The organism is Acrocarpospora sp. B8E8 (assembly GCF_039871605.1).
In the GTDB taxonomy this organism is placed as follows: domain Bacteria; phylum Actinomycetota; class Actinomycetes; order Streptosporangiales; family Streptosporangiaceae; genus Acrocarpospora; species Acrocarpospora macrocephala.
In genome coordinates, this window is sequence record NZ_JBDPLV010000091.1 from 22,076 (window position 1) to 40,547 (window position 18,472).

General features: G+C 73.3%; 8 protein-coding genes. 2 read left to right on the forward strand and 6 right to left on the reverse strand.

All coding sequences use genetic code 11. The annotated features are described in order from the left end of the window. The first annotated feature begins 201 nt into the window (after positions 1-201). Positions 202-3,021, forward strand: coding sequence for a glycoside hydrolase N-terminal domain-containing protein (locus ABGB08_RS47960; RefSeq protein ID WP_347605053.1), 2,820 nt, complete (start codon positions 202-204; stop codon positions 3,019-3,021). Positions 3,022-3,110: 89 nt separating this feature from the next. Further along, positions 3,111-4,289, forward strand: a complete 1,179-nt coding sequence (locus ABGB08_RS47965) for a hypothetical protein (RefSeq protein WP_347605056.1) — start codon at positions 3,111-3,113, stop codon at positions 4,287-4,289. Positions 4,290-4,297: 8 nt separating this feature from the next. Here the strand turns inward: ABGB08_RS47965 and ABGB08_RS47970 are convergent, their stop codons facing one another. From ABGB08_RS47970 to ABGB08_RS47995, 6 genes are all read right to left on the reverse strand, one after another. Then, on the reverse strand, positions 4,298-5,347 hold the full coding sequence (locus tag ABGB08_RS47970; RefSeq protein WP_347605059.1) for a LacI family DNA-binding transcriptional regulator: 1,050 nt from the start codon (positions 5,345-5,347) through the stop codon (positions 4,298-4,300). A gap of 239 nt (positions 5,348-5,586) precedes the next feature. Next, entirely contained in the window at positions 5,587-7,668 is a 2,082-nt protein-coding gene (locus ABGB08_RS47975) for an SWIM zinc finger family protein (RefSeq protein ID WP_347605062.1), read from the reverse strand. Beyond that, the gene (locus ABGB08_RS47980) at positions 7,665-11,192 is read right to left on the reverse strand and encodes a DUF5682 family protein (protein ID WP_347605065.1); all 3,528 of its coding nucleotides are present in this window, start codon (positions 11,190-11,192) and stop codon (positions 7,665-7,667) included. The genes ABGB08_RS47975 and ABGB08_RS47980 overlap by 4 nt, the downstream gene beginning before the upstream one ends. Further along, positions 11,189-12,319, reverse strand: coding sequence for an AAA family ATPase (locus ABGB08_RS47985; protein WP_347605068.1), 1,131 nt, complete (start codon positions 12,317-12,319; stop codon positions 11,189-11,191). Before ABGB08_RS47985 ends, ABGB08_RS47980 begins: the two co-directional genes overlap by 4 nt. Before the next feature lie 42 nt (positions 12,320-12,361). Further along, the gene (locus ABGB08_RS47990) at positions 12,362-17,203 is read right to left on the reverse strand and encodes a DNA-binding protein (RefSeq protein ID WP_347605070.1); all 4,842 of its coding nucleotides are present in this window, start codon (positions 17,201-17,203) and stop codon (positions 12,362-12,364) included. Continuing rightward, positions 17,200-18,066, reverse strand: coding sequence for a DUF4132 domain-containing protein (locus tag ABGB08_RS47995; protein WP_347605073.1), 867 nt, complete (start codon positions 18,064-18,066; stop codon positions 17,200-17,202). The genes ABGB08_RS47990 and ABGB08_RS47995 overlap by 4 nt, the downstream gene beginning before the upstream one ends. Positions 18,067-18,472 lie beyond the last annotated feature (406 nt).

Here is an 18,472-nt window from a genome sequence, read left to right on the forward strand (position 1 = left end):
ATGACGTCCGGTGATGATGCCGGCCCGCTCCGGCGGGCCGGCATCATCGGCGCGCCTGAGCGGCAGGCGCGACGGAGACCGTGAGCAGGCCGCGGGCAGGCCGAGCCCCGCTGTGTCTCGTCGGTGTCGAACTCGTGGTTGCCGCCCCTAACCCCCCTTCGGGAACGGAGAACCGAGATGTCTGATTTATCGCGAAGGCAAATGCTGAGATTCGGCGCGGCCGGAGCCGGAGCCGCGCTGTTGCCGCTGCCGTGGACGGCCACCGCCCGGGCCGCCGCGGCACCGCCTCCGGCCGTCATCGCCGCCAACGACCTGGCCCTGTGGTACGACGAGAGCGCCGGCACGGACTGGCTGCGCGCGCTGCCGGTCGGCAACGGCCGCCTGGGCGCAATGGTGTTCGGCAACGTCGACACCGAGCGGTTGCAGCTCAACGAGGACACCATCTGGGCCGGCGGACCCTACGACCAGAGCAACACCAGGGGCGCGGCGGCGCTGGGGCAGATCCGCCAGCTGGTCTTCCAGAACCAGTGGAGCCAGGCTCAGACCCTGATCGACCAGAACATGCTGGGATCCCCGGCGGGCCAGCTGGCGTACCAGCTCGTCGGCAATCTGCGGCTCGCCTTCGGCAGCAACGCGGCCTCGGAGTACGCCCGCTACCTGGACCTCACCACGGCCACCACCACGGTGTCGTACGTGCAGAACGGCGTGCGTTATCAGCGCGAGGTGCTCGCGAGCGCCCCGGACCAGGTGATCGCCATCCGCCTGACAGCCGACAGGGCCGGTTCGATCACCTTCTCCGCGACGTTCGACAGCCCTCAGCGGACGACGCGCTCCAGCCCGGACAGCGCCACGGTGGCACTGGACGGCATCTCGGGCAACATGGAGGGCGTGGCCGGCTCCGTCCGGTTCCTGGCGCTGGCCAGGGCCGTCGTCGACGGCGGCAGCGTCAGCAGCTCCGGCGGCACGCTTCAGGTGAGGTCCGCCAACAGCGTGACACTGCTGATCTCCATCGGGTCCGGCTACGTCAACTTCCGCGACGTCAGCGGCGACTACCAGGGCATCGCGCGGCGGCATCTCGACGCCGCCGTCGGCAGGAGCTACGCCGACCTGCGGAGCCGGCACGTCGCCGACTACCAGCGGCCGTTCGGGCGTACGACGCTCGACCTCGGCCGCACCGCGGCGGCCGACCAGCCGACCGACGTGCGGATCGCCCAGCACAACAGCACCAGCGACCCGCAGTTCTCGGCGTTGCTGTTCCAGTTCGGCCGGTACCTGCTGATCTCCTCATCGCGACCGGGCACCCAGCCGGCCAACCTGCAGGGCATCTGGAACGACTCGATGACCCCGGCGTGGGACTCCAAGTACACCATCAACGCCAACCTGCCGATGAACTACTGGCCGACCGACACGACGAACCTGTCGGAGTGTTACGAGCCGGTGGCCAGGATGATCAACGACCTCGCGGTGAGCGGCGCCCGCACGGCCCGGGTGCAGTACAACGCCGGCGGCTGGATCGCCCACCACAACACCGACGCGTGGCGGGGCACGTCGGTCGTCGACGGCGCGTTCTGGGGCATGTGGCAGACCGGTGGCGCGTGGCTGGCCGCCACGGTCTGGGACCACTACCTGTTCACCGGCGACCTGGCGTTCCTCGGCCAGTACTACCCGGCGATGAAGGGCGCCGCGCAGTTCTTCCTCGAAACCCTCGTGGTCGAACCGAGCCTGGGATATCTGGTCACCAACCCGTCAAACTCCCCCGAACTGTCTCACCACAGCGGCGTCAGCGTGTGCGCGGGGCCCACCATGGACAACCAGATCCTGCGTGACCTGTTCAACGCCTGCGCTCAGGCCAGTCAGGCGCTCGGCGTCGACGCCAGTTTCCGGACGCAGGTTCTGGCCGCCCGGGACCGGCTCGCGCCGATGAAGGTCGGCTCGCGCGGCAACATCCAGGAGTGGCTGTACGACTGGGTGGAGACCGAGCAGAATCACCGGCACGTCTCCCACCTGTACGGTCTGCACCCCAGCAACCAGATCACCAAGCGGGGCACACCCGCGCTGTACACCGCCGCGCGGCGGACCCTCGACCTTCGGGGTGACGACGGCACGGGCTGGTCGCTGGCCTGGAAGATCAACTACTGGGCGCGGATGGAGGAGGGCAACCGGGCGCACACCCTCATCCGCCTCCTGGTGACGACGGCCCGGCTCGCGCCGAACATGTTCGACCTGCACCCGCCGTTCCAGATCGACGGCAACTTCGGCGCCACGTCCGGCATCGCCGAGATGCTGCTCCAGAGCCACAACGGCGAGCTGCACGTGCTGCCGGCGCTACCCACGTCCTGGCCGAACGGGAAGGTGCAGGGTCTCCGAGGGCGCGGCGGCTACACCGTGGACGCGACGTGGAGCTCCGGCGGTGCCACCGAGATCCTCATCAGGTTCGACCGTAACGGCACGACCAACGTGCGCAGCCAGCTGTTCACCGGAACCTTCCAGGTGGTCGACACCACGACCGGCGGCACCGTGACCGTCACCAAGCCGCAGTCCGACGTCATCGCGCTGACCGGCCAGGCCGGCCGCGCGTACCGCGTGACGGGGTCCGGCCCCACGCCGACGAGCTACGTGCGGATCGCCAACGCCACCACGGGCCTGGTGCTGGACAGCGGCGGCAACGTCGCCTCCGGATCGGCGGTCAAGCAGTGGGCCTACGACGGGAGCACCAACCTGCAGTGGCAGCTCGTCGATCTGGGCGGCGGCTGGTACCGCATCGTCAACCGCACCAGCGGCATGGTCATCGACAGCTGGGGCAACACCGCCAACGGCGCCAACGCCAGGCAGGCGGCCTGGAGCGGCGGCAACAACCAGCAATGGCGCCTCAACAACATGGGCAACGGCCGTTACCAGATCATCAACCGCGGCACCAACACGGCCCTCGACGGCATGGGCAGCAGCACATCAGGCTCCATCGTGTGCATGTGGACGCCGAACACCAACACCAACAACCAATGGACCATCACCAACGTGTGACACCACCCGCCACGCACTCTTCGCCGCAGCCGGCACCGGTTGCGGCGAAGCCGTGCGCGCCGGACCGCTCGGACGGCAGCACCCTGACGGTGAACGCGGCAGCGGTCATCCGCCCGGTCAGCCACGTCGGCTCCGGCACGCTTTACGGCCTGGCCGACGCCAACACCCCGCCGGTCTCGATCACCCGGCCACTCAAGCTGAAGCAGGTGCGCCAGCCGCCGCCGCTGCACGAGCACCGCCCCAACGGCTACCCCCACCCGATCGGCGACACCCTGGCCATCGCCGCGAACGCCGAAGCCGTCGGCGCCGTGATCACTGTGGACATGGCGGACTCCTTCGACGGCTTCCCGTACCGGTGGAACGACTGGAACGACTGGTACCGGCGCATCGACGACATGATCGCGGCGGTCAAGGCCCGCCCGGACATCACCAACATCGACTCCTGGGAGCCGTGGAACGAGCCGGACTGGACCTGGCCGGCCGCGGCGGGCGTCGACTTCGACGAGGGGTGGGTCCGCACCTTCCGGCGGATCCGGCGGAGTGAGCCGGCCAAGCCCATCATGGGCCCGAGCTTCTCGCGGTGGGACAGCGACTGGATGCGGGGCTTCCTCACCAAGGCCAAGGCCACCGGCACCCTGCCCGACGTGATGTCCTGGCACGAGCTGAGCGGATGGCGGCCGGTCACCGGCAACATCCGGGCCTACCGCGCGCTCGAGCGTGAGCTCGGCATCTCCCCACGCCCCATCTCGATCAACGAGTACGCCCAGCCCGCCGAGATCGACGTGCCCAGCCAGGCCAACCACTACGTGGCGCAGTTCGAGCGGGAGGGCGTACGTGACGCGCAGCGGGCGTTCTGGTACGAAGCCGGCACGCTCAACGGGCTGCTGCACAACGGCCGTCCGACCGCGTCGTACTGGATGTACAAGTGGTACGCCGACCAGACCGGCGATGTCGTCACCGTCGTCCCGGCCGCCGGCAACGACGGCGTGGCGGCCTTCGACGTCGGCGGCAGGACCTTCAGCCTGGTCTTCGGCGGCCGGTCGGGCGACGGCGCGATCCGGGTCGACGGGATCGGCGGACTCGGGTCCACCGTCACCGCCACCCTCGAGTACGTGCCCGGCACCGGCCGCACGACCAACGTGCCAGGCCCGACCACGGTGTCGTCGGGCGCTCACACCGTCGCCGACGGGAGCGTGACCGTCCCCGTGGCTGGCCAGGACGCCGACGGCGCGTATCGCCTGATCCTCACCCGGAGTAGGACTCGCTGACCGGCCGCTCAAGCGGGCGCGGGGCCGCTGCTCTCCCGGACGATGAGCTCCGGCTCGCTCCAGAGCGGGACAGCCGGCGCGTCCGCCGGCTCCAGCCTGCGGTGCAGCAGCCCGAAGCAGGCCCGGCCGAGACCTTCGAAGTCGAGCCGGATGGTGGTCAGCGACGGGTTCAGGTAGGCCGACTGCGGCGAGTCGTCGAACCCGACCACGCTCAGGTCGCCGGGGATGTCCCGTCCGGCCTGCCGGGCGGCCCGCATCACCCCCAGCGCCAGGTCGTCGTTGCCGCACAGGACGGCCGTCACCGAACGGTCGGCCAGCAGGGATCGTACGGCGAGGTAGCCGGAGCGAGGACTCCAGCCGCCCTGCAGCGGTTGGGGCAGCGGCCGTCCGGCCGCGAGCAGCGCCTCACGCCATCCCTGGGTTCGCTGGGGGAGCGGACTGGTCGAGGAGGGGATGGCGATGTAGTGGACGGTCTGGTGTCCCAGGCCCAGCAGGTAGCGGGTCGCGTGCGCGGCCGCCGCCCGGTCGTCCAGCCAGATCCGCCACGGGTCGGCGTCCGCGTCGCCGTCCGGGCGGCGTTCGACGGCGGCGGTCACCGGGACGTCCGCCGGCAGCGCGCGCAGCGCGCGCACACCCGGGTCGTCGAAGGCGATCACCATGACCGCCTCCCCGGGCCGGTTGAGCCGCAGGGCGACGTTCGCCTGGTCGAAGTCGCGCTCCAACACGCTGATGCCCATCGAGAAGCCGGCCGTTCTGGCCGCCTCCTCCATGCCGCGCAGCGTGGCGGCCGCGCCGTACAGGGCGGTGTCGGATGTCAGCACGGTGACCGAGCGCGCCGGGCCGCCGGCCAGCACCTGGGCCAGCCGGTTGGGCCGGTAGCCGAGATCCTCGATGACCCGCAGCACCTTGGCCCGGGTGGACTCGCTCACCCGTGCCTTGCCGTTGATGACGCGCGAGACGGTCTGCTGGGAGACACCGGCCACCCGGGCGACGTCCCAGATGCTCGCCGACCGGGCGCGCGGAGCGTCCTGCGCCGGTCTGTGACCGATAACGCCCATGGGCCGAAGCCTACTTGACGGCCTGGCGGGCAAGGGAATCCTGACGTTGGGTATCGCGGCGGGCAGCACGGAAGTGATGGGTGCACCTTCTTCGTTTCAACGCTATCGGGCGGTCCCGCTACGCTGAATAGCGGAGGTTACGGCAACCGATCTGGCAGCGGATGCGGCTGAAAGACGCCGCCAGATGGCCTGCGAGCGCCTACTGGTGATCAGCGCCAGCCCAAGAGTTCCGAGCATGGTCAGAACGACGCGAGCCCTCTCCCCGCCAACGGGAAGCGGTGGTCTCCTTGCCAGGAGGCTTGGATCATGGCCCGTTCCGCGGTAGCGAGGTGGGTCGCGGCGGCCACCCACGCCCACGCGTATCGGTCGGGTCCTGGATCCGTCAACCGTCCGAACACGTCACGGCCCCGGCGGTCGGCCTCGGCGGTGAGCCCGGTGACCAGGTCGGCGGCGGCCTGGAACCCGGCGCTGCGCAGCGGGGCATGGGAGTCGCCGTTGCGAGCCGATTCGGCGACCGCCCGTCTGCCGCCGGAGACGGCCAGCTCGATCAGCCTGCGTACCCGCCAGAGTGGCGCGCTGGCCACCGGATCCACCTCGTCGTCTGCTGGTGGGGGTGGCATGCGGGCGTCCTGGGGCGGAAGGTGGGCTCCCTGGAGACGGTCGTACCCGAGGTCGGCGTGGCCCTGCCATTCGGAGGGCAGGCGCAGCGTCGTCTCTGTGCCGGGGACCGGACCGACCGCCAGCGGGAGCAGCGTGGCAACCCGGTCGGGCGCCACCCGGCCCACCACACGGACGAGCAGACCTGGACGGGACGCGAGGCGCCGAAGGTTGTCGATATGGGCCAGCTCGGAGTGATGACTGGCCGGGACGAGCCGGATCAACGGACCGTAGACGCGTACCTCACCCGGGAGATCTCGGCTCCCGGCGAGCGCTCCTGCGGGTGCCGCGTCCCGGGTATCGGAGTGATCGCCTGTAGCGGTCTTCTCGGAGACGCGGGGCTGGTCGTCCGGCCTTTCGTAGCGTTCGGACGGGAGCAGTTCGCGGGCCAGTACGTGGTCGCCCGCCGCGCCGACGATGACCAGGTCGCAGCCGACGGGTTCGCGGGCCTTCTCCTCCGTGTCCGGCGCGCTCCAGGCGTGACCGGAGAGCCGGGTGACCGCCGCTTCCGCCAGTGGGCGGGCGAACAGGGCCGCCATCGGGCCCTCCGTCCACGGCATACCGGCGACGGGGGTGGCGCGTACGTCCCGGCCCGCTCCGAGGCGGCCGTCCGGCGAGACGGTGGCACCGGCGATCAGCAGTCCGGTGCGGGCGAGTTCGGAGTGGTTCAGCATGGCGGGACCGATGGAGACGGGCGCGGTGGCGGCCCCACGGGCGCGGGCCGATCCGCCCGGTTTGACGTCGGCCACCGAATACCAGCGGCCGTTCTCCGTGACCATGTGCGTCACCACGCCACCGTAGCCGGTGGAGCTGATCACCGGCTCCCTGAACACCCCGTGCACCTTCAGGCTCCCGCCTGGCTGGTAGTCGCGCCGTACGGTGCCGACCAGCGCCGGGTCGGGATCGCCCCCGGCCAGCCTGCCCGTGATGAGCAGCAGTTCGCGCAGATCGCACACCAGGTCGGCGAGGCGGTGCCCGGGGTGATGGGCGCGGGCGGCCCGCAACCCCCGTACGACTCGCAGCGCGGCGGCAGCCGCCCCGGGCAGCCCCGCCAGGCGGGCGGTGTGCGCGGCCCTCAGCAGCTCGGACTGGGGCACCGCGCCGGCGGCGGGCACTCCGGCGGACAGCACGGCCGCGGCGGCGGCCCACAGCCCGGACGCGGCGGCCACCCGCGCCGCCGCGGGCCCCGTCGCCGTCGTGGGCACCTCGGCGGCGGTCGTGGGAGCCGGCGTGCCACCGACGAGGTCGGGAGCAGGACCTATGGGGGAGGAGCCGTCAGGCGCGGTGACCCCCGCTTCCCCGCCGGCGGTCGGGTGGGGGAGCCCGTCCGCGATCGGGCATGCGCTCAGAACGGCCGCGCGATGCAGACAACGAGGCTGAAGGAGGCAGCTGCACCGTGCCTGGTCGTCGGCGATCACGCCAGACGGCCCTGGTGAGAGCGTGACGATCGCGTCCTCACCGCAGGTGATCCGGATACCCTCGTCGCCGGCCTCGACGGGCAGGGCGGCGTACTGTTCGATCGCGGCGTCCAGCTTCTTGCGGAGCCGCGACGTGAGGCCCTCGACGGCGGCGGCGACCACGCCGGGGGCCACCGGCGGCAGCGAGACAGCGGAGCCCGCCGTGGGAGCGACAGCCTCAGGGGTGGTTGATGTGAGGGGATTCACCGGTGTTCTCCGCGGAGGCGGTCGCCCACCCATCGGGCGAGGGCGAGCGGGCTGAGGGCGGCGACGGGCATACCGGCCGCGACGAGTTGCTGGGCGACGGGAATCGAGTAACGGGGCACGCCACTGTCGTCCAGCGCGGCGCACCCCAGCACGTGCACGCCGGAGGTGGTCAGCGCTCGTACCTCGCCGAGCAGGCCGCCGATCGGGTAGCCCTCCTCGAAGTCACTGACGACCACGACGAGCGTGCGGCTCGGGACCGTGACCAGCCTACGGGCCTGCGCGAGCCCGATGGCGATGTGGGTGCCGCCGCCGACGCGCACCTCCAGCAGCAGGGACAACGGGTCGCTGACCCGGTCGGTCAGGTCGATCACCTGCGTGGAGAACGTCAGGAAGTGCGTGGACAGTGCCGGAACGCCCGCCAGCACCGCCGCCGTCAGCGCCGACCAGACCACGGACGCCTCCATAGAGCCGGACACGTCCACCACCAGGATCAGCCGCCAATCGGCCTCCCGACGGGAACGCGTGCTGAACACCGGCCGTTCCGGCGTCACCACGAGCCGTCCGTCGTCCAGGCGCCGCGCGAGTGACAGATTGGCGCGCAGCGTGCGCGCGAGATCCAGCCTGCCACCGGGGCGGCGGGTCGGGCGCGGCGTGGCCAGCCCGGTCAGGGTGGGCCGCAGGCGGGTGGCGAGCTCGCGGGTCAGCTCGTCCACCAGGCGGCGTACGAGCGGGCGCAGCTTGGCCACCTGCTGCTCCGGCAGGCCGCCGGCCAGGGACAGCACGGAGGCCAGCAGCTCCACGGACGGCCGGACGGAGGCGGGGTCGAGCTCGGCCAGCACGTCGGTGCGTCCGGCGTCGACGGCGCGGGCCAGGACCTCCTCGCGAACCCGGGTGCCGAACAGCGCCTCCAGCTCCTGCGACCATTCGCGTGCCGTGGGGAACGGGGCCTCCCTGCCGCCCCCGTCCCCTGGAGCGGCCCCGAAGTCGTTCGAGCCTTCGCCGCGGCCCGCTCCGTACAGTTCGTCCAGGGCACGGGCGTACGAGCGGGCGCCCGCCGGTAGCCGTTCGGACTCCCGGCCGAGCAGCAACCGCCACCGGTCCGCCGGCCGCAGCCTCCGCGGAGCGTCGTTCCCGGGGCCGGCGGCCGCACGCCCGGACGCGTCGGTGGGCGGGGCGGAGGCGGCCGGCTCCGGGGCGTCGAACAGGGCCGGGATGGGGAGTCGTAGTGTGCGCAGGGAGTCCAGTCCGGCGGCGTCGGCGGCAGTCCAGAGGGCCAGCAGCGACGGGGGAGCCCCCAGAGCCAGGTCGAGCCGGTCGCCCAGCCGCTCGGAGACAACCTCCAGCAGCCGGGTACGTCCCGCCGGGTCGAGCGTGTCGAATCCGCCGCGCAACGCGGGCAGACGGTCCAGGAACTCCTGGTCCGTGAGCCCGTCCACCCGGTCCATGAGCGGGTCGAGCGCGGCGGGGGCCGACTGGAGCAGCGGACCGGCGGCCGTGAGCACGCCGGTCAGCAGCCGGTCCAGCCGGCGGCGGCCATCGGGCTCGGTCGCGGCGTCGACCCAGCCGGCCGCCCGGTCTCCGAGCGAGGACGGGCCGTCCAGGTCCAGCAGCACCCGGGCGGCCAGGGCCGCACCCTGGACGAGGGGCGAGGCCGTGCCCGCGAGCACGGCCAGAGCGTCGTCCATCCGCAGGCCCAGGCGTTCCTCGCCGACCCGGAAGGCGAGGGCGACCAGGGCGACCGCGTCTTCCGGCCGGTCGCTGCCCGCCAGCCCCGGCAGAGCGCGGACCGCGGCGTCCAGGAGGGCGCCGGACAGTTCGGCGGCGCGCTCGCGGCTCTCGGGCGTGGTGCCGGGCAGGTGCTGCCGGCGTAGCGCGTCCAGCAGGTCGAGGGCCTCGAGCAGTTCGGCGAGGGTGGCGGTGGCGGGCAGCGTGACGGCGGCGTCGGCGAGGCGGTCGGTGACCAGGCCGGGCAGGTCGCAATCGGCGGCGGCGCGCAGGCCGCGGAGGATGAGGGCGCAGGTCGGCCCGCCGTCCGCGGACTCGCGGCGGTACGTCTCGCGCAGCGTCCCGTCCGCCGCCTGGGCGAGGGTCACGCCGCGGACGCCGGCCAGGTCCAGCAGGGCCGGGACCGCGGGGGTCCAGGCCAGCCGCCACCTGGTGGTGAGCGCGGCGCCGTCGCCCGTTCCGATCACCTCGACCGGCTCGCCGTAGTTGACGCCGCAGACGTGCAGGCGCCGCAGTACGACCTCGCGGCGGGCGTCCAGATCGGAGCGGAGGGGCTCGAGGCGGACTTCCCTGGGCTCGGGGTTGCCGGGACACGGGAGGCGCAGCGCGGCGAGATCGCTCTCGGCGGCGGGCCCAAGTCCGGAGCGTGGCGTACCGGGTGCGGTCCTGCCCCGCTCGGTGCCGACGAACACGGTGTCCAGTGCTCGCGCCAGGGCCCGTCCCCGGCCGAGCGGCTCGCCCTGGCCGAGCACGGTCGTCACCGCCTCCAGCAGCTCACCACGCCCGGGGGCGGGCAGCCCGCGCAGGCGGGCCAGATCGCAGGCGAGCCGCAACGTCTCGACGGCCTCGCCGGTGCCCGCGGTGTGCCCGGCTGAGCGCAGTTCCCGGCACAGGTCGGTGATGGCGCGCGCGGCGCCGTCCCGAGCCTTCCCGGGATCGCCCCCGGCCGCGAACACCGCCTGCTGCCAGCGCGGGTCCCGGATGCCGGCCGGGTAACCGGACCGGGAGTCGAGCAGGTCGAACGCGTAGGGCACGAGCGAGGTGACGGGCGGACGCGAAGCCGGCGGCGGGATAGCGGCCGAGTCAGGGGACGGGGTGCCGGACGGTGTCAGCGCGGCGGCGTGGAAGGCGCCGATCACGGCCGCGACGAGGCGGCCACCGGCTGCGGCGGCCGTGACGACCTGTCGCATGTGGGCCTCGCGGGCCAGGTCCAGCGCGGGTACGCCGCCCGCTGCCTCCGCGTCGCGGCGCAGTGCCCAGCCGACCCCGAGGGCGGCCCGGCGGACGGCCTCGGGGTCGCAGCCGGGGGCGAGGACCTCGACGGCGCGGTCCCACATGTCGTCGCCGTCGCGACCGGTGCCGGACGCGGCCAGCGCGTCGGCGAAGGAGACGCCCCGCGAGGATTCTCCGGCCCCGCCGTCCGGCACCGTGACGGGGGTGTGCCAGCCGGCGTCGGACAGCGGGAGGTCGCAGCAGATCACGTCGATCCCGCGCTTCCAGGCCCACCGGATGGCCACCAGCTCGGGCGAGAAGTCGGCGAACGGATAGAACGCCAGCCCTCCGTCCCCCCGTGCCCCGGCCAGCGCCACCGGGGCATGGGTGTCCGAGTCGGCCAGGTACGCGAGCCAGGGCTGGAAGTCCGCCGGCAGCTCGACGCACACCACCTCGGCGTCGGCGGATTCCAGCAGCGCGGGCAGCACCACGCCCAGAGCGGGGCTGTGGTGCCGGACTCCCAGCAGGTACGGCCGCGCCGAGGCCGCCAGCGCGGCCACCGCCTCCCGCGGATCCTGAGGCGTCAACGGAGGTCCTCGCGCAGGTCCCACAGCCGGCGCCACATCGCCGACCCGTCCTCGGCGCGCCTGCGCACCGGCCCGTCCCAGTACCCCAGCAGCCGTCCATGGTCCGCCGGGTCGTCCTTGCGCACCACCCCCAGCAGATGACCGGGCACCAGGTCCAGCACGTCGCCGCTGGGCAGATAAGCCGCCGCCACCCCCAGCGAGGCCGCCACCTGCACGGCCTCGGCCGTGGACATGACGGTGCCGGGGCGTTCCACGTCCCAGCCCTCCGCGGAGCGGCCGGAGCGCAGGTCGCGGAAGACGGTGACCAGGGCGTCGAGCACGGCGTCGTCCACCCCGAAGGCCGCGCCGGCCCGTGCGACGACGGCCGTGGCCTGGCGGCGCACCAGGGAGGTCTCGGCGTCGGCGTCGGAGATGGGTTCCACGGTCTCGAAGTTGAAGCGCCGCTTGAGCGCCGCCGACATCTCCGAGACGCCGCGGTCGCGCAGGTTGGCGGTGCCGATCACCGTGAACCCGGGCGCCGCCGCGACCTGCGCGTCCTCGGTCCCGGCGAGCTCGGGCACGCTGACCCGCCGGTCGGACAGGATCGACACGAGCGCGTCCTGGACTTCGGGCAGGCAGCGGGTGATCTCCTCCACCCGGACGACGCGGCCGGAGCGCATGGCGGTGAGCACGGGCGAGTCCACGAGCGCGGCCCGGCTGGGGCCTTGGGCGAGGAGAAGGGCGTAGTTCCAGCCGTAGCGGAAGGCGTCCTCGGTCGTGCCGGCGGTGCCCTGGACGGTGAGCGCGCTGGTGCCGCACACGGCGGCGGCCAGCAGTTCGGAGAGCATCGACTTGGCGGTGCCGGGTTCGCCGACCAGGAGCAGGCCGCGTTCTCCGGCGAGGGTGACGACGCAGCGTTCGACGAGGGCGCGTTCGCCGACGAACTTGGGCGCCACCTTCATCCGGCCGTCCAGGGTCTGGTCGCCGCTGCCGCAGATGAAGGTCACGACCGCGCGCGGGGTCAGCGCCCAGCCGGGCGGGCGCGGTCCGGAGTCGTGGGCGGCGAGGAAGGCGAGTTCGGCGGCATGGCGTTCCTCGGCCGGCAGCACCTGCCGGGCCGAGGGAACCCGATTCTCGGTCAAGGTCATGGGAAGAGAAGTCCTCTGCGTGATGGTGAATGGGTGCGGGGGTCAGCGGCGGGGGCCACGCTTCACCTTGAGCTCCTCGAACCGCGGCACGTCCCCATCCCGCACCCGTCTCCAAGCCCGGGCGTACAGGTCGGCGACGGGTTCGAGCGGGACCAGCGGCGCCCCCTGCGGCCCCGCCGCCTCGAACAACGACAGCTTCCACTGCTCCACCGGCAGCCGCGGCGCGGCGAGCACGGCCCACCCGCCGGGCAGGAACAACGACCGCCCCGCCCGCTCCCGGGTGGCCTGGACGACCAGGTCGGTCGCGGCCAGCTCGGCGTGGGCCGACTTGAGCCGGGCGGGCTTCCAGCCGGTCCAGCGGGCCACGTTGCGGTCGGTGGGGTCGGGCATGGCCAGCAGCATCAGGTATGCGGTGGCGGCGTCCTCGCCCAGCCCGTGTTCCTTGGCCACCTCGACGACCAGGGACGGCACGGACCGAGCGGGATCCTGCGGCCACCAGATGCCGCCGGCGCCGCCTTCCCCGGCGCCTTCCCCGGCGACGGGATCGGCCAGGAGGGCCTCGAAGCGCGGGTCGCGGGCGGTGCGTAGCGCCAGCTCGACCGGGAACGGCGCCTCCGATCCGAGGAGGGCCCGCAGGTACTGGTCTTCACCGGCCGCGTCCAGGAGAGACGTGCGGATGGCGGGCGAGGGCCGGTCGTCGTGGGTGGCCATGATGACCGCGCCGTACCTTTCGTACCTGTTGCCGGCCTGGGTGGGCCTGCCGGCCGCCTTGCGGAAGGCGACCAAGTCGACATACCGGCCCAGGTCGAGCATCAGGTCGGGGTTGGCCAACCGGGCCCGTACCGCGGCCAGCGCGCCGGGCAGCGCCGCCCTGATCGGATCGCCCGCGGGAAGCCGGTGCGCGAGCCAGCCCGCCATGGTGACGGCCATGCACAGCGTGCCGGACGAGAAGCCGATGGCGTTGTCGTCGGCGGGCGTGGCGCGGTCGCCCTGGACGGTCCAGAGCAGGTCGCGGCTGAGCTCCGGCTCGCCGGCCGGATCGATGAGGGCGCGCAGCGCGCGTCCGGTGTTCCAGCCGGTCTTGACCGCGCGGGACGCCTCGCCGAGCAGCCATTCGGGGATCAACGCCTGAGGGCCGATCTTGTCGTTCCAGACGGCCGCCGCCGCGGCGACGTCGGGGCCGTCGCTCCAGAGCCGGGCGGGCTCCGGTGGCAGCAGCGCGGCGACGATCGCCCGCCGGACTTCGGCGTCGACCCCGCGTAGCTCGTCGCGGGCGATGGCGGCGTCGGCCAGCTTCAAGCCGATCATGGTGCGGGTCTCCTTGGCGAGGAAGGAGTGGTCGTACGCGTCCACGGACGGCAGCCCCGCCACGACGAGCCGGGCCAGCGTCAGGGAGACACCGGTGAGCCGGGCGAACTCCTCGGCCGCCGCCGGCCGCCAAGGCGCGGGTCCGCGCGCGGCCAGTTCGGCGCGGAACGACTCCAGCCACCCCTGCGGACGATCCTCGCCGACCGGGGCGGAGGAGAGCAGTGTGTACGGCGGGGGCACCTCGAACCGCCCGGTCGGGTCGTGGCACAGCGCGGTCCACCGGGCCCCGGCGTCGCCGGGCGACTCGAAGGTGAGGAAGACGAGGTGCGCGCCGCCGTCCAGCGGCAGGACGCCGAGCCAGCTGCCGTCGCGCCAGTCGCCGTCGGGCCCGGTCAGGTGCCCCTTGGACAGGTGCACGGTGACACGGCGCCACCGGGACGGGTCGGCTGTCACGGGCAGTCCGGCCTCGACCAGGGCGTCCAGCAGTGCCTCCTGCGCGACGCGGTGCTCCCGCGTGGTCGCCGCCGATCCGGTGCGATAGGCCACGGCGCCCAGGTGGTCGAGCAGGACGTCCCACCGCAGGGTGGAGTGCGGCAGCTCGGGCCGGTCGAGGTGGATGCCGCCCGCCACGCCAGGCGGCTCCGCCGGCGCCTGGGCCAGCCGGATCTGCTGGCAGGCCCCGTCGACGCCGTGGCGCCAGGAGGTGCTGGAGACGCCCAGCCCGCTGAGCGCCTGTTGGAGCTCGTAGTCCGCGGGGCCCGCGGGCGCCTGCCGGTGATGCCCTCCGGCCAGAGCCTCGCCGAGTCTGGCGGCGACGGCGTTCAGCGCCGCTTGCTGGACGGCGGCGAACCGCACGATCCCGGCGATGCCCGCCACCAGCCCCTCATGGCTGACCTGGGGCAGCAGCTCCCGGATCCGGGCCGGCAGGTCCTCCGCGCCGGCCGCGGCCAGCAGCCGCGCGGCGCAGTCCAGGTTGAGCTCGCGCAGGGCGGCCGACCCCTCGGGGTCCCTGGGTCGCAGGCAGTGCCAGTGGCGCAGCGGCGGCAAGATGAGCGTGCCCTGGGCGAAGGGGCCGGGCGCGGCGTCGGTCTTGGCGGTGGCGGTGAGCACGCCGTCGGCGTCGACCAGCTTGACCTGGTAGCTCCCCTTGACCACGGCCACGAGCTGATCGGTGCCGGGGAATGCCAGGGCGCGCACCGGGGACCCGCTGTCGGGCGGGAGGGTGACCGTGCGGCCGGACAGGTCCTCGCCGCGCAGCGCCCCGTCGGGCAGCCGCGTCACCCGCCAGCCGAGCAACCCGCCCACGGGCACGCCCGCGGGGCTGGGCTCCTCGGCCGGGGCGGGCAGCAGCCAGCCCCGGTGGAACGTCGTGCCCGCGGGGACGTCGGTGAAGAAGGCGGGCGTGCTCTTCCTGCCGTGTTGCCCGCCGGCCGGGTCGTACTCGTGCCATCCGGCGCTGTTGTAGTCGGACCCGTCCCAGGTCCACACCCAGTAGGAGACGCCATCGGTGATCACGGACTGCTCGCTGGGCAGCGTGGTGTCGCCGGGGTGCAGCACGCCGAGGCCGGTGGCGCGCCCGCCGCCGGGCAGCGCCAGGGTGACCGGGTCGTCGCCCCGGTACCAGTCCATGCGCGAGCCCCGGGTGCTGTGGTTCTGGGCCTCGATGGGGTGGATGCGGTCGGCTGAGGTGTGCCAGTAGCCGCGCAAGCCGTCGTCGGCGGCGCGCGAATGCCAGTAGACGAGCAGGTCGCCGTCGACGTAGTGGTAGCCGACGTCGCCCCACAGGTCATTGGGCGGTATGCGCAGGTCGTGGGTGAGCACGGTGCGCTCGTGCCCGAGCACGCGGACCTGCGTGGCACCCGCGACGATCAGGTGCGGCCAGGCGTCGGCGACGACGATGTCGTCGACGTCCTTCCTCGGTACGAGGGTCTCGGCCGCCTCCTCCCAAGCCGGCCAGCCCAACTCGTCGAAGATCCCGGCCCGCAGCGTACGGGCGAGCACGGGTGAGAGGTCGGCCGCGGCGGCCCGGCGTACCTCGTCCTCGGCCAGGACCACGGCCTCGCCCGGCAGCCAGGACAGCCGCCGCAGCGCGTCGGGCAGGTCGGGCAGCCCGGCGGCCGAGGACCGCGTGGCGACCTTGCGCACCCACTCGGCCAGCATCGGCCGGCCGCCGGTCGAAGCCGCCAGCAGGCGGACGGCGCGCAACGCGTCGGCATCGCCGGAGAACCCGTCGGCCGCGCGCTGGAAGGGCAGCGTGAACCGGCCGTCGGCGGCCAGCGCGGTCAGGTCGCGCTGGCCCTCACCCTGTGCCCAGTGCTCCAGCCGCAGCGAATCGTGCTCGCCCGGGTCGGCCACGGGCAGGCCGAGCGCGAGCAGCAGGTCGAGCAGGTCGACGTCGTACGGGTCGGTCACCGTGGTCGGACCGCCGGTGAGCTCGGCGCGCAGCCGGTCGGCGGCCCGCTCCACGAGCGAGTAGAGGACGGGCAGGCGCGGCGGGAGGCCCCAGGCGGCGTTGCGGGCCGTGAGGAAGCGTTGGAGCCAGCCGGTCACGCCGTCCGCCGGCGCCTGGCCGGAGATGAGCTCTTCGGTGGCGCCCGAGGACTGGAGGATGTCCAGCCACACGCCGGCCAGCTCGGCGTCCCTGGTCTGCGGCATGACGGCGAGGAGCGTCGCCCGCGCCGCGGGGTCACGCTCGGCCAGCGCCGCGATCGCCGTACGGTGGGCCTTCCACCAGCCGGTGGCGGCCCGCAGGGTCGCGGGCAGGCCGAGCAGTTCGCCCAGGTATGCCTGCTCCGCCGCGTCGGCGTCCACGCCCGCCGCTTTGGCCAGGCGGCGCAGGTCGTTGGCCATCTGGGCCGAGGGAGGCAGCCCGCCCGCCGTGCGTCGCACGCACAGCCGGGAGAAGCGGCGCAGCGCCTCGTCGGCGGGCACCCGGGCGGCCAGCTCCTTGGCGTGCCCGGAGAGCACCTTGACCGGCAGCGCCCCCGCCAGCGCGAACTCCAGGAAGACCGCGTCGAGCCGGTCCTCGTCCACCGTCAGCCCGTGTTCGGCCTCCGACCTGCGCGCGCTGGCGAACATCTGCGCGGCGTAGGTGGCGTTCTCCACGCCGATGAACACCCGTCCGGCCTGTTCGTAGAACGTGGGCAGGAAGTGCGGCACGGACGCGGCGAGCCGGCCGGCCAGCTGATGATAGCCGTCGAGCGCGTTCTTCGGCTTGGACTTGGCCTGCCGGGCGACGCGCTCCAGCTCCGGCACGACGGCGAGCGCGTGCTGCCCGTCGCCGGGGTGCCGCGCCAGCACCCACTCGGGGAACCCGAGCGAGCGCCGCAACCCGAGCCCCACCACGGCGGGTTCCCCGTCGGGCTCCAGGCCCAGGAACCTGGCCGCCAGATCCTCGGCCGCGCCCAGCTCCGCCGCGACCAGGCGCACGACCACCCGGCCGTCCAGCCCGGGGTGACGGTAGCGGCGGGCGGTCATGGGGACGGCGCTCTCGCCCGCGCCCTCGGTGCCGGGCGGCAGGATCGCCCCCGCCCTCAGCGCTTCCTCGTTCCTGTGCCCATCGGCTCGCTCGCTCACGTGTCCTTGCCCTCCTCGACCTGCCGGCCCGCGTGCAGCGCCGCGGCCATTCGCATCCCCTCCGACCACGCCACCGGCCCGACCTCATGCAGCGGCAGCGTCCTGCCGTCGAGGTCCTGCCAGCTCAGATGGCCCGTGGTCACCTCGTCGTCCCAGTACGGCTCGCCGATCCAGACGCTCGCCTCGACGATGGCGCCGGTGTCGCGGACCCGGCAGGTGGCGTAGCCGCCGGTGACCCGGTAGCCGAGCGCCGTGGCCCGCGCGGCCAGCACGAACCTGGAGGCGTATGTGCCGCCGGAGAACTCCGTCACGGTCGTCGCGTTGCCGGCCAGGCCGGCCGGCTTGCGCCAGGTGGCGCGGTGGATCTGCTCGACCTTCTGGACCACGCCCAGTTCGGCGGCGAACTCCCGCAGGTCGTCCAGGTCGGGCAGCAACACCGGGTGCGGCAGCGTCACCGTGCGCGGCGACAGCCGCACGGTCTCGCCGTCGAGGTTGACCACCCGCAGTTCGCCCGCCTCGGTGGCGTCGCGCAGGAAGCCCACCTCGCCGGGGTCGTCGCCGACCACGGCCAGGTCGCGCAGCGCCGACTGCCACGCCTCGTCCGGCCACACGCGGGCCAGCAGCCCGGTCGGCACGGGCAGCGACGACACCATCCACAGGTCCGTCTGCGCCACGCACGCGGCGGCGTGGCGGTCGAGCCACTCGGCGAAGCGGCGCAGCCGGTCAACCTCGGGATGATCACGCAGCGCCTTCGGCAGCGATTTCAGCTGCCGTCCCGCCGCCCGGCCCGAGGTGGCCCGCGCCGCCACCCGCCCCTCTATGAGGGCGACCTCGTATTGGTCGCCCGCTGCCAGCCAACCCAACGGTCCCCGCCTTCCAGAAGCATGAAACGTCGAATGAGCAGGGGTTTTGCGACTTTCCAAACCCCCGCCAGTGCTTGATGCGCCGAACGTTAGCGTTCCCGACCGACAAAATCCGGGGCGCCGATGACGGTGGCAGACGGCACGGTGGCGACTCATCCGCAGAACCGCGCAATCGACCTAGGGTGTAGGACACAATCGTAGGTTCCTGTGATCGGTCCTGGTCGTCGAGTACTCTGGTTACGGATCAAACAACCAGATTGCGGAGGCGTGATGACCGTCCCTCCTCTCGAAGACCTGGAGGCCCGGCGGGCCGAGCTCTACGCCGAACTGGCCGCGGTCGGAGATTTCCGGCGCGGCTCGGTAAGCGAGAACTACCGCCGGTGCGGCAAGCCGAACTGCGCCTGCG